The organism is Aeromicrobium sp. EU05-FHT14F07, assembly GCF_058790455.1.
On sequence record NZ_JBYTCR010000026.1, the window covers coordinates 22,005 to 33,969 of the forward strand.

An 11,965-nucleotide genomic window follows, 5' to 3' on the forward strand; every position below is an offset into this window, starting at 1 on the left:
GAGGCGCCCGTCGGCGTCAGTGCTGGTCGTGGACGTTTGCGGGGCACTGAAGGCGCCTCACACGCCCCGGAAGTGTCCGAGACGCCGGGACTAGGACTCCTGGAGGTACTCCAGCTGGGCGCGGACGCTGAGCTCGGCGGCGTCCCAGAGGACCGGGTCGACATCGGCGTAGACGTGCTCGACGACGGCACGCGGGGTGTCGTGGCCGGCCGCGACCGCGGCCCGCACCTGGTCGAGACGCTCCTCGCGGTGGTCGAGGTAGTGGTCGAGCACCGCGCCCGGCTCGTCGACGACCGGCCCGTGGCCGGGCAGGATCCGGTCGGCGCAGCCCTCCTCCACGAGCTGACGCAGCTGCGCGAGGGAGTCGAGGTAGGGGCCCAGCGCGCCGTCGGGGTGGGCCACGACCGTGGTGCCGCGGCCGAGCACGGTGTCGCCGGTGAGGACGGTGGCCTCGTCGACCAGGCGCAGGCAGGCGGAGTCGCGCGTGTGGCCCGGCGTCAGCAGCACCACGAGGCGCAGGCCGTCGACGTCGAGCTCCTCGCCGTCGGCCAGCGGCATGGCGTCGGCGCAGAACCGGTCGGTCACCGCCCGGGCGGGTGCTCCCGTGCGCTCACGCATGGTGTCGAACGCGTCGGTGTGGTCGCCGTGGTGGTGCGTGTACAGCACCAGCCCGACCTCGCCCGCCGCGGCCAGCACCGCGTCGAGGTGGGCAGGGTCGTCGGGTCCGGGATCGACCACGACCGACCGGCGCGCTCCGGGCTCCCGCAGGATCCACGTGTTCGTCCCCTCGAGCGTCATGATGCCCGGGTTGTCCGCGCGCACCACGCTGGCGCGCTCGGTGACCTCGACCGGCTCACCCATGGGTCTCCTCCTCGATCGGGTTGTCCAGGAACCACTCGCCGTCGACCTGGACGAGCTGCGGCTCGATCGGACGGACCACGCGCGCCTGCGCGTCGGCCACCAGCGTGGCCGGGTCGGCCTGCGCCAGCTCGCGGCAGGTGACCCAGGTGGGCGGCAGCATGGCCGCCTCGCCCGCCGTGACGGCCTCCAGCACCGACGCGATCGACGCCCACGTCGCGCGATCGGCCTCACCGGGCAAGGTGCCGACGCTCTGTCCCCGCGGCACGGCGGCGACGAAGAAGCGGGTGTCGTAGCGGCGCGGCTCGAACGCTGGCGTGATCCAGTGCGACCACGCGCCGACGAGGTCCGAGCGCAGCACCAGGTCACGAGAGCCGAGGAAGTCGCCGAAGCTCAGCTCGCCTGCGTCGAGGTCGAGCCGGGCCTTCTGCAGCTCCGGCGAGGAGGTGTCGGCGACGACGGAGTGCTCGTCGGCACCCGCGAAGAGGATCCCGGACTCCTCGAACGTCTCGCGCACCGCCGCGACCACGAGGGCGCGCGCGGTGTCGGGGTCGCAGCCGAGCCGCTCGCCCCACTCCCGCGACGACGGCCCGACCCAGCCCACCACCTCGCGGTCGGACTCCTGCAGACCACCACCGGGGAAGACGTACATGCCCGGCGCGAACGCCATCGTCTGCTGACGACGCAGCAGGTAGGTCTCGGGCCCGCCCGCGCCTGGACGCACGAGGGCGATGGTCGCCGCGGCGCGCGTCGGCGCCGGGGTGCCGTCCCAGGTGGCGACGCGGTCGCGGAACACGTCCGGGATCGGCACCCGCACGGTCAGTCGACCTCGACGACGAGCTCGACCTCGACGGGTGCATCGATCGGCAGCACCGGAACGCCCACGGCGCTGCGGGCGTGGCGACCGGCGTCGCCGAAGACGTCGCCCAGCAGCTCGCTGGCGCCGTTCGCGACGACGGGCTGACCCGTGAAGTCGGGGGTGCTGGCCACGAAGACGGTGACCTTGACGACCCGACGCACGGCGTCGAGCGAGCCGACGACGGACTTGACCGCAGCGAGGGCGTTGAGCGCGCACTGGCGGGCCGCGACCTGGGCCTCCTCGGCGGACACCTCTCCCCCGACCTTGCCGGTCGCGACGAGCTCGCCGGAGGACAGCGGCAGCTGGCCCGCCGTGAACACGTGGGCGCCGGAGCGCACCGCCGGCACGTACGACGCGAGGGGCGCCGCCACCTCCGGCAGGGTCAGGCCGAGGTCGGCCAGCCGCTGCTCGACGGTGCCCTCGCTCACGACTGGACCGGCCGCTTGAAGTAGGCCACGAGGTTCTCGGGGTTCATGCCCGGCACGATCTGCACGAGCTCCCAGCCGTCACGGCCGAAGTTGTCGAGGATCTGCTTGGTCGCGTGCACCAGCACCGGTGCGGTCAGGTACTCCCACTGCGTCATGGACCGACTGTAGCGGCGCGCGGTCCGGACGGGTGTCGGCGAGGGTGGTCACATCCTCGCGGTTCGCGGGACAGGAGGCCCGGGGTCGTGGAAGGCTCGCCCCATGTCGATCTTCCCCCCGACACGGATCGGTCGTGCCCTCGTGGTCTCGGCTGCGCTCGTCGGGGTGACGAAGGTGCTGCCGTTCCTCCTGCAGGTCGTCTCCATGACGGGCGACGAGCGCACCGAGCTGCCGCCGCTGACCCCCACCGGGACGACGCGCGACTTCCTGCTGGGCAACCCGGTCACCTGGTTCCTCGCCGTGGCGGCTGCCGTCTACGTCGTCCTCGTCGTCGTCGACGTCGTGCTGGCCCTGGTGCGACCGCGCCCTTCGCGCTCGAGGCAGGCCGGGAGGTCGGGGCGGTCCGCGGCCCGGAAGCCTCCGGCCCGGGCGCCGCGCCGCACGGCGACCGCCTCGACCGCCCGTCCGCGGACGTCGGGCACGAAGGGCAAGGCGCCCGCGCGACGTCCGGCTCCAGCCCAGCGCTCCACCGCCGCGCGCGCCCGACCCGCGGCGAAACGCGCCTCGGGAGGACGCCCCGCGGCACGGCGCACACCGCCGCCCGCCCGCGGCTCCTCCGCCACGCGTCGCCGCGCCAGCTGAGAGCCCGGCCCGGGCGTGGGCCTCCTCACCGTCGTTCGGCTCGCACCTGCGCGGCGCGTCGATACCCTCGACGTGTGACCCTCTGGACCCCGCTGCACGTCGTGACCGGCAAGGGAGGCACCGGCAAGACCACGGTGGCCGCCGCGCTGGCCACGTCGCTCGCCGCCCGCGGCCGCCGGGTGCTGCTGTGCGAGGTGGAGGGTCGTCAGGGCATCGCGCAGCTCTTCGACGTCGCCCCGCTGCCCTACGAGGAGCGCCGGATCGCCAACGGGCTGGACGGCGGAGCCGTGCACGCGCTCGCCATCGACCCCGAGGCGGCGCTGCTGGAGTACCTGCAGATGTTCTACCGGCTCGGCCGGGCCGGCAAGGCGCTCGACAAGTTCGGGATCATCGACTTCGCCACCACCATCGCCCCGGGCGTGCGCGACGTGCTCCTCACCGGCAAGGTCTACGAGGTGGCGCGCCGTACCGGGACCGACCGCTACGACGCGATCGTCATGGACGCCCCGCCCACGGGACGCATCACGCGGTTCCTCAACGTCAACCGCGAGGTGGCCGGGCTCGCGAAGGTGGGTCCGATCAAGCGGCAGGCCGAGTCGATCATGCAGCTCATGCGCGCCCCCAGCACCCAGGTGCACCTCGTCACCGTGCTCGAGGAGATGCCCGTGCAGGAGACCCTCGACGGGATCGCGGAGCTCGAGGCGGCCGACCTGCCCGTCGGCCACGTGCTGCTGAACCTCGTGCGACCTGAGCTCGTGACCGCGCCGACCCGCGACGCGCTCGCCTCCGGCACCCTCGACGAGGAGACGGTCGCCACGGCCCTACGGTCCGTCTCGCTCTCCCCCGACGCCGCCGGTCCCCTGCTCGACCAGGCCCGCGCCCACGTCGAGCGGCAGGTGCTGCAGGAGGAGCAGCGCGAGGTGATCGGCGACTGCGGCCGGCCGGTCGTGGAGCTCCCGCTGCTCGGCGACGGCGTCGACCAGGGGGCGCTCTTCGAGCTGGCACGCGTGCTGCGCGACACGATCGGCACCTCGACCCCGGGAGACGACGCGATGAGGACGACGCGATGAGCAAGCGTCCCGCCACGGCCGCCACCCGCCGCTCCCGTACGCCGGCACGCGGCCTTCCTGGGTCCCGGGCCGGACGCGTCGACGTCGACGCGCTGCTGGCCGACCGTGGCACCCGGATCATCGTCTGCTGCGGCTCCGGCGGCGTCGGCAAGACCACGACGTCGGCGGCGCTCGCGTTGCGCGCAGCCGAGCAGGGACGGCGCGTGTGCGTCCTCACCATCGACCCGGCGCGCCGGCTCGCGCAGTCGATGGGCCTCACCGAGCTCGACAACGTCCCCCGTCCGGTGGCCGAGGTCGACACGTCCGCGGGTGGGTCGCTCGACGCCATGATGCTCGACATGAAGCGCACCTTCGACGAGGTCGTCGAGGCGCACGCGACGCCGGAGAAGGCGCAGCAGATCCTGCAGAACCCGTTCTACGTCGCGCTGTCGAGCTCGTTCGCGGGCACCCAGGAGTACATGGCGATGGAGAAGCTCGGGCAGCTGCACGCCGCCGCGAGCGAGGACCCCGACGTCCCCGACTGGGACCTCATCGTGGTCGACACGCCGCCGTCGCGGTCGGCACTCGACTTCCTCGACGCGCCCGAGCGGCTGTCGAGCCTGCTCGACGGTCGCTTCATCAAGCTGCTGCTCGCTCCCGCCAAGGGTCCCGCGCGACTGCTGAGCGCCGGGTTCGGCATCGTCACCAGCGCCCTGAACAAGGTGCTCGGCGCGCAGGTGCTGTCGGACGTGCAGACGTTCGTGGCCGCCTTCGACACGCTCTTCGGCGGCTTCCGCCAGCGCGCCGAGGCCACCTACTCGTTGCTGCAGGCCGACGGCACGGCGTTCCTGGTGGTCGCGGCCCCGGAAGCCGACGCGATGCGCGAGGCCGCCTACTTCGTCGAGCGGCTCGCCGAGGAGGACATGCCGCTGGCCGGGCTCGTGGTCAACCGCGTGCACGAGCGGGCCGCCGGAGGTCTCACCGCCGCCGACGCCGAGAGCGGCGCCGCGCGGCTGCGCGCCGCCGGCGAGGAGCCGGTCGCCGAGCTGCTCGACGTGCACGCCGACCGCGAGCGCGTCGCCGCGCGCGAGGAGAAGGTGCAGCGCCGGTTCACCGGCAGCCACCCGACGGTGCCGACCGTGCCCGTGGCGGCGTTGCCCACCGACGTCCACGACCTCGAAGGCCTGCGCCGCATCGGCGACCTGATCGCCGGACGCTGAGCGTCCGGCGCAGGGGTCCGGTCGTCAGGCGGTCTGCAGGACGCTGCGCCAGGCAGCCACGTTCGGGCGACGACGCAGCAGGGCGCGACGCTCGCGCTCCGTCATGCCGCCCCACACGCCCCACTCGATGCGGTTGTCGAGCGCCTCGGCCAGGCACTCGGCCCGGACGTTGCACGAACCGCAGACCTGCTTGGCCCGGTTCTGCTCGGCGCCCTTGACGAACAGCGCGTCGGACTTGCCACGACAGGCGGCTTGACCCGCCCAGTTCTCGTTCCACCCCATGGTGATCAACCTCCCGAGAGCCGGCCCCGAGGCCGACAAGGTTTCTCTAACAAAGAGAACGCTAAGGATCCGGGCGATCCGGCGGCAGACTCCACAGTGCCCAACTTCACATGGCCCGAAGGGACTATGGTCCTGGGCGCACTGGTGGCGGCGGGGAAGGATCGACGCCCGTCCGCGCCTCCGTGGATCCTCAGGATCGGCCCGTATCCTGGGGCGTATGCCTTGGGACGACCTCACCGACAACGTCCGGCGGATCGCCCAGACACCGCCGCGCACGTCCAGCCGCGCCTCGCTGATCGGCACGATGATCGTGCTCGCCGTCGCCGCAGGCGTGCTCTCGGCGGCCGTGGTCATCCCCGGCACCGCGTTCTTCGCCGCGACGGCGAACGACGTCACGCGCGACGTCGTCGACCTGCCGCTCGAGCTCAACGACACGCCCAACCCGCAGACCACGCGCCTCTACGCGTCCGACGGCAGCCTCCTCGCCTACTTCTACGAGGAGAACCGCCAGGACGTCCCCCTCGACAGCATCGCCAAGACGATGCAGGAGGCGATCGTCTCGATCGAGGACAACCGCTTCTACGAACACGGCGCGCTCGACCTCAAGGGCACCCTGCGCGCCCTGGTCAACAACGCCTCGGACGGCCAGACCCAGGGCGGCTCGACCATCACGCAGCAGCTGGTCAAGCTGTCGCTGGTGCAGCAGGCCACCACGCGCGAGCAGATCAAGGCCGCCACGGAAAAGTCGACGGCGCGCAAGGTGCGCGAGCTGAAGCTCGCCATCAAGTACGAGGAGGAGCACTCCAAGAAGGACATCCTGGAGCGCTACCTGAACATCGCCTACTTCGGCGACAGCGCCTACGGCATCAACGCCGCCGCGTACCACTACTTCTCGGTGCCGCCGGAGAAGCTGTCGGTCAAGCAGGCCGCCACGCTCGCCGGCCTGGTGAAGAACCCCGAGCAGTTCAACCCGCGCATCTACCCCGAGCGCGCGCTCCAGCGCCGCAACACGGTCATCCAGGTCATGGCGACGCAGGGCAAGATCAGCCAGGCCGAGGCCGACAAGCTGATCGCCTCCCCGCTCGACCTGAAGCTGACGCGGTTCCCGAACGGCTGCGTCGAGTCGGTCGCCGCGTTCTCCTGCGACTACATCCGCCAGTACCTCCTCGAGGACGAGGCGCTCGGCAAGACGGTCGACGAGCGCCGCACGCTGCTCGAGAAGGGCGGCCTGACCATCAAGTCGACCATCGACGTGCGCATGCAGAAGGCCATCAACGCGGCCGTCACCAAGCGGGTCGGCGCGCGTGACCGCGCGGTCGGCTCGATGGCGCTGGTCGAGCCCGGCACGGGCAACGTCCGGGGCGTCGCGCAGTCGCGGCCGATGGGGCGCGACGAGAAGCGCGGGCAGACCTTCCTGAACTTCTCGGTGCCGACGGAGTTCGGCCAGTCCAGCGGCTTCCAGGGCGGCTCGACGTTCAAGATGTTCACCACCGTGGCCGCGCTCAAGAGCGGCATCCCGGTCGGCAAGACCTACAACTCGCCGCAGTCGATGACCATGCCCGCCGGCACGTACTTCGACTGCCAGGGGCGCGGTGTCGGTGCCTGGCCGCTCAAGAACTCCACCGGCCAGGGCACGTTCAACATGTACACGGGCCTGCGCCGCTCGGTGAACACGTACTTCTCCCAGCTCGAGCGCGACGCCGGACTGTGCAACACGGTGAAGGCCGCCCGAGACATGGGCATCAAGGTGCCCGAGCGCGACGTCGTCGGTCCCTTCACCCTCGGCTCGACCTACGTCAGCACCCTCGAGATGGCAGCCGCGTACGCCACCGCGGCGTCGGGTGGCACCTACTGCACGCCGCGACCGGTCGACGAGATCCTCAGCGCGAACGGCGAGGTGCTGAAGAAGTACCCCGACAGCTGCAAGCGGGTCATGAGCCGTGAGGTCGCCGCCCAGGTGAACGACATCCTCCGAGGTGTGCAGCAGCCGGGAGGCTTCGGCTTCCAGAACGGCACGGCACTGAACATCGACTCGGCTGCCAAGACCGGTACGACGAACAGTGCGCAGTCGGTCTGGTACGTCGGCTACACGCCGACACTCTCCGCGGCGGCGATGATCTCCGGCGTCAACCGTGCCGACAACCCGGCCAGCCTGGTGGGCGTCACACTGAACGGCGTGCCCGTCAACTTCTCGCAGGCCGGCGGCTCGTCCCTCTCGGGCCCCATGTGGAAGGACGCCATGGGCGTCATCCAGACCTACCTGCCGGCGCGCACGTTCGACGCCCCGCCGCAGCGTCAGCCCGCGGCGGCCCCTCCGCCCGCGGCGACCGGTGGCGCCCAGCGCGGCGGCGACCAACCGCGTGGCGGCGACCAGCCCCGTGGCGACAACCGTGGCGGAGGCGACCAGCCCCGCGGCGGCGGCAACGGCGGCGACCGACCCGGTCGCTGAGCGGACGCACTGCGACGTCCGGTCGGGCCCGAGCGGTCCGACCGGACGACGTCGCCGGACGGGTCAGGCGCCGAGCGCCTTCTTCACCTCGGCCGCCACGACGCCCCCGTCGGCGCGACCCTTGACCTGGGGCTGCAGCGCACCCATGACGCGGCCCATCGCCTTCATGCCGTCGCCAGCCACGTCGAGCTGGTCGATGGTCGCGGCGACGAGGTCGCGGACTTCCTCGGCGGTGAGCTGCTCGGGCAGGTACTCGGCGAGGACGGCGGCCTCGTCACGCTCCTTCTGCGCCAGCTCCGGACGCTGGCCGGCGTCGAACGCCTCGGCGGCCTCGCGACGCTTCTTGGCCTCGGAGGTGAGCACGCCGAGGACGTCGTCGTCGCTCAGCTCGCGCGCCTGCTTCCCGGCCACCTCGGCATTGGTGACGGCCGTGAGCACCATGCGCAGCGTGCCGGCGCGCAGGGAGTCACGGGCCTTCATCGCGGCGGTGAGGTCGGTACGGAGTCGGTCCTTGAGCGCTGCCATGGCGCCATCCTCTCACCGACGTCGCCGGGTCCCCCGGTCCCGACCTACGCTGGTCGCATGAGGGCGACGGTGGCGGTACCGCTGGGGTTGGTCGGCGCGGGCGCGGCCGGCGTGGGGTACGGCTGGCTGGAGGCGCGCTGGTTCGCCCTGCGGCACGTGTCGGTGCCGGTCCTGGCGCCGGGCGCTGACCCGCTGACGATCCTCCACCTGTCCGACGCGCACCTGACACCGAGCCAGGGACGCAAGCGCGACTGGCTCCGCGGGCTCGCCGACCTGGAGCCCGACCTGGTCGTCAGCACCGGTGACCACCTGGCGCACCACGACGCGGTGCCGCCACTGCTGGAGTCCTACGGCGAGCTGCTCGAGCGCCCCGGCGTGTTCGTGTTCGGCTCGAACGACTACTTCGCGCCGGTGCCGAAGAACCCGCTGCGCTACCTCGTCGGCGGCACGGGCACCCAGGCGGGCGGTTCGTGGGACCGCGAGCCCACGCTGCCCTTCGAGGAGCTGCGCTCGGGGCTCGTCGGCTCCGGCTGGCTCGACCTGAACAACACCACGGGCCACCTCGACATCGGCGGACGTCCTCTGGCGTTTGCGGGCGTGGACGACCCACACCTCGAGCTCGACGACCTCGACGCGATCCCGCCGGCGGCCGAGCTCGCCCCCGACGCCGAGCTCGCGGTCGCGGTGGCCCACGCGCCGTACCTGCGCGTGCTCGACCGCGCGTCGAGCCAGGGCTACCCACTCGTGCTGGCCGGCCACACCCACGGCGGCCAGCTGTGCGTCCCGTTCTACGGTGCGCTCGCCACGAACTGCGACCTCGACCGCCGACGCGTGAAGGGCCTCAGCACGCACCAGGCCGCCGACTCCGAACCCTCCTGGCTGCACGTGTCCGGCGGGCTCGGCACGTCGCCCTTCGCCCCCGTGCGGTTCGCGTGCCGACCCGAGGCCACCCTGCTCACCCTGACTGGGGTAGACTCGTCGAGGTCGTCCTCCCGCTGAGGATGACGGCCGGGGTGTGGCGCAGCTTGGTAGCGCGCGTCGTTCGGGACGACGAGGCCGCAGGTTCAAATCCTGTCACCCCGACCATTGTGATGTCTCAGGACATCGGCAAGCCCCGAACCTACGGATGTGGGTTCGGGGCTTGTGGTTTCTGGGGCTGGTAGTCGCGTTCTGGGTCGATTTGGAGGTCGCGGAGGAGTTCTCCGGTGGCGGCGTTGACGATGCGGACGTGGAGGTCGTGGACGAGCAGGATGACGTGGGTTCGGGCGTGGGTTCGGCCGATGCCGATGTGGTGGAGTCGGCCGTGGACGCGCAGGGTGACGACGCCGCTGGTGTCGATGCGGTCGTGTCGGATGCGTGCGTGGGTCTGGGCGTCGCGGCTGTTCGCCGGTAGGGCTTTGGGCATGGCGGTGAAGAGGGTGGCTGGTGGTGCTCGGTGTGGGAGCGAGCGGTGAGGACGACGGTGGTTGTACTCATCGACGAAGTCGTCGAGCAGGCTCTGTAGCTGGGGGATTGTGGCTGGTTGTCGCGGTTGGGCGCGGAGCCACTTCTTGAGGGTCTGCTGGAAGCGTTCGACCTTGCCCTGGGTGGTCGGGTGGTTTGCTCGGCCGTTCTTCTGGATGACGTGGAGTCGGCGGAGCTCGTTCTCGAGTGCGTTGCGGCCCGGCCGGCTGGCGAACCTGGTGGTGGGGGCACCTCCCTGCACGAAGTGCTCGGGGGAAAGACCATGCCGTTGTCGGTCAGTGTTGAGGCTGGGATTCCGGCGGTCCTGACGGCTTCGCGGAAGGTGTCGCGGACGATGATGGCGGTCACTGCCTGATGGGCGGTGACGTTGATGGCATAGCGAGTGCAGTCGTCGAGCCAGGTCAGGATCTCGGTGTCGGTGCCATCGGCGAGGCGGTAGTGGGTGAAGTCGGATTGCCAGGTCTCGTTCGGCATGGACGCTTCGAAGCGGTGCAGCGCCGACTTCGGCTTCTTCTTCGGTTCGGGGGTCACCAGGCCCTGTCGAGTCAGGATCCGGTGGATCGTCGCGCGAGGCAGCGGGGTCTGGTGGTGGTGCTCGAGGTGCCAGGCGATCGTGTCGGCCCCGGCGTCCAAGCCGGCCGCCATGAGCTCGTGCCGCAGTTTCACGACGAGGGCGATGGTCGCGGTCGGGGTGGCGTTGGGTGAGGTCCTTGGGCGCCGGGACCGTGGTTCGAACGCGGCTTCACCCTCGAGCCTGTAGCGGGCCATGAGGCGTGAGACCCATGCCTGGGACAGTCCGTAGGTGCGTGCTGCCTCAGCCTGCGTCAGACCCTGGACGGTGATCGCGGTGATGACGAGCTTGGCTTTCGACACCCCCACCAGCGTGGCCGGAAGTGTTGCCTATGTCTTGAGACATGCCTTGCGCATGTCCTGAGCCATCACACTGTCACCCCGACCATGTGGTCTCTCAAGAGATCGGAGACACCCGGACCTGCATCCGCAGGTCCGGGTGTTGTCATTTTTGCGGTTGGTAGTCCTGTTCTGGGTTGATGTGGAGTTCGCAAAGTAGTTCTCCGGTGGCGGCGTTGACGACACGAACGTGGAGGTCGTGGACGAGCAGGATGACGTGGGTTCGGGCGTGGGTTCGGCCGATGCCGATGTGGTGGAGTCGCCCGGCGTGGCGCAGGGTGACGACGCCGCTGGTGTCGATGCGGTCGTGTCGGATGCGTGCGAGGGTCTCGGCGTCGCGGCTGTTCGCCGGTAGGGCTTTGGGCATGGCGGTGAGAAGGGTGCGCGGTGTGGGAGCGAGCGGTGAGGACGACGGTGGTTGTACTCATCGACGAAGTCGTCGAGCAGCTTCTGGAACTCGGTAATTGTGGCTGCTTGTCGCGGTTGGGCGCGGAGCCACTTCTTGAGGGTCTGCTAGAAGCGTTCGACCTTGTCCTGGGTGTTCGGGTGGTTCGCTCGGCCGTTCTTCTGAACGACCTGGAGTTGGCAAAGCCGAGACTCGAAGCCGTTACGCCCGCCTCACCCGCCAGATCGTGCCGGTGACCCGAGCGTGTGCGGTGACGTGGATGGCCTCGCGGCTGCAGTCATTGAGTCAGGTCAGGATCTCGGTGTCGGTGTCCGTCGGTGAGAAGGTAGTGGGTGAGATCGGACTGCCAGGTCTCGTTCGGCAGGGATGCCTGGAAGCGAACGTACGAGCATTTGGGGCGCTTCTTCGGCTCGGGCTGGACGAGGCCGGCTCGTACGGGGAAGCGGGCGACGGCAGCTCGCGAGGTGAAGACTCCGTGGTGGCGTCCTACATGCCATGCGATGGTCTCTGGCCCCGCATCCAGGCCAGCGGTGAGGAGATCGGCGCATGGTGGCAGATCAGGCCAACACGTCCGCTGACGTCGCGATCAGCGACACTCGGGGACGCCTCGGGCGGGGCACGAACGCTGCGTTGGCTTTCTCGGCTCTTCGTACTTCAGGTGGGGATGAGGGTGTCGAGTCCTCCGCCGATGAGGAGCATGCGTAGCCGGTAGTTGTTG

The 11,965-nt window shown here is 70.8% G+C and carries 13 protein-coding genes, 1 tRNA gene and 1 pseudogene; 6 read left to right on the forward strand and 9 right to left on the reverse strand.

The genetic code is table 11. The annotated features are described in order from the left end of the window. Positions 1-90 precede the first annotated feature (90 nt). From AC3WRM_RS17315 to sp36, 4 genes are read right to left on the reverse strand one after another with little or no spacing between them, the layout of a single operon-like run. A complete protein-coding gene (locus tag AC3WRM_RS17315; protein ID WP_492249828.1) occupies positions 91-861 on the reverse strand; it encodes an MBL fold metallo-hydrolase in 771 nt (256 codons plus the stop codon). Beyond that, the gene (locus AC3WRM_RS17320) at positions 854-1,675 is read right to left on the reverse strand and encodes an NUDIX hydrolase (RefSeq protein ID WP_492249829.1); all 822 of its coding nucleotides are present in this window, start codon (positions 1,673-1,675) and stop codon (positions 854-856) included. The genes AC3WRM_RS17315 and AC3WRM_RS17320 overlap by 8 nt, the downstream gene beginning before the upstream one ends. Before the next feature lie 2 nt (positions 1,676-1,677). Beyond that, entirely contained in the window at positions 1,678-2,145 is a 468-nt protein-coding gene (locus AC3WRM_RS17325; RefSeq protein ID WP_492249830.1) for a RidA family protein, read from the reverse strand. Further along, the gene (gene sp36, locus AC3WRM_RS17330; protein ID WP_144433633.1) at positions 2,142-2,300 is read right to left on the reverse strand and encodes a Sp36 family protein; all 159 of its coding nucleotides are present in this window, start codon (positions 2,298-2,300) and stop codon (positions 2,142-2,144) included. Before sp36 ends, AC3WRM_RS17325 begins: the two co-directional genes overlap by 4 nt. A gap of 103 nt (positions 2,301-2,403) precedes the next feature. Here sp36 and AC3WRM_RS17335 point away from each other — a divergent pair, with 103 nt between their 5' ends. The 3 genes from AC3WRM_RS17335 (at position 2,404) to bagB (ending at position 5,212) form a co-directional block, all read left to right on the forward strand. Continuing rightward, positions 2,404-2,943, forward strand: coding sequence for a hypothetical protein (locus AC3WRM_RS17335; RefSeq protein ID WP_492249831.1), 540 nt, complete (start codon positions 2,404-2,406; stop codon positions 2,941-2,943). A gap of 74 nt (positions 2,944-3,017) precedes the next feature. Next, positions 3,018-4,013 carry an ATPase BagA gene (bagA, locus tag AC3WRM_RS17340; protein ID WP_492249832.1) on the forward strand — a complete coding sequence of 332 codons (996 nt, stop codon included), beginning with the start codon at positions 3,018-3,020 and terminating at the stop codon, positions 4,011-4,013. Further along, positions 4,010-5,212, forward strand: coding sequence for an ATPase BagB (gene bagB, locus AC3WRM_RS17345; RefSeq protein WP_492249833.1), 1,203 nt, complete (start codon positions 4,010-4,012; stop codon positions 5,210-5,212). The genes bagA and bagB overlap by 4 nt, the downstream gene beginning before the upstream one ends. A gap of 24 nt (positions 5,213-5,236) precedes the next feature. On the opposite strand, the gene AC3WRM_RS17350 is transcribed toward bagB, so the two are convergent. Further along, on the reverse strand, positions 5,237-5,494 hold the full coding sequence (locus tag AC3WRM_RS17350; RefSeq protein WP_067853809.1) for a WhiB family transcriptional regulator: 258 nt from the start codon (positions 5,492-5,494) through the stop codon (positions 5,237-5,239). Between the two features lie 217 nt (positions 5,495-5,711). Here AC3WRM_RS17350 and AC3WRM_RS17355 point away from each other — a divergent pair, with 217 nt between their 5' ends. Beyond that, positions 5,712-7,943, forward strand: a complete 2,232-nt coding sequence (locus AC3WRM_RS17355) for a transglycosylase domain-containing protein (RefSeq protein WP_492249834.1) — start codon at positions 5,712-5,714, stop codon at positions 7,941-7,943. 63 nt (positions 7,944-8,006) lie between these two features. Here the strand turns inward: AC3WRM_RS17355 and AC3WRM_RS17360 are convergent, their stop codons facing one another. Continuing rightward, on the reverse strand, positions 8,007-8,468 hold the full coding sequence (locus AC3WRM_RS17360) for a GatB/YqeY domain-containing protein (protein ID WP_492249835.1): 462 nt from the start codon (positions 8,466-8,468) through the stop codon (positions 8,007-8,009). Between the two features lie 57 nt (positions 8,469-8,525). Here AC3WRM_RS17360 and AC3WRM_RS17365 point away from each other — a divergent pair, with 57 nt between their 5' ends. Both AC3WRM_RS17365 and AC3WRM_RS17370 read left to right on the forward strand, forming a co-directional pair. Continuing rightward, positions 8,526-9,467, forward strand: a complete 942-nt coding sequence (locus AC3WRM_RS17365; protein WP_492249836.1) for a metallophosphoesterase — start codon at positions 8,526-8,528, stop codon at positions 9,465-9,467. A gap of 10 nt (positions 9,468-9,477) precedes the next feature. Continuing rightward, positions 9,478-9,554, forward strand: a tRNA-Pro gene (locus AC3WRM_RS17370). A gap of 34 nt (positions 9,555-9,588) precedes the next feature. Here the strand turns inward: AC3WRM_RS17370 and AC3WRM_RS17375 are convergent. The 3 genes and pseudogenes from AC3WRM_RS17375 to AC3WRM_RS17385 all read right to left on the reverse strand — a co-directional run bounded on the left by AC3WRM_RS17375 (position 9,589) and on the right by AC3WRM_RS17385 (position 11,208). Next, complete coding sequence (locus AC3WRM_RS17375; protein ID WP_492249837.1) at positions 9,589-10,173, reverse strand: integrase core domain-containing protein; 585 nt, start codon at positions 10,171-10,173, stop codon at positions 9,589-9,591. Positions 10,174-10,250: 77 nt separating this feature from the next. After that, a pseudogene (locus AC3WRM_RS17380) lies at positions 10,251-10,811 on the reverse strand (helix-turn-helix domain-containing protein); the annotation flags it as partial. Positions 10,812-10,947: 136 nt separating this feature from the next. Further along, complete coding sequence (locus AC3WRM_RS17385; RefSeq protein ID WP_492249838.1) at positions 10,948-11,208, reverse strand: hypothetical protein; 261 nt, start codon at positions 11,206-11,208, stop codon at positions 10,948-10,950. Positions 11,209-11,965: the final 757 nt, after the last annotated feature.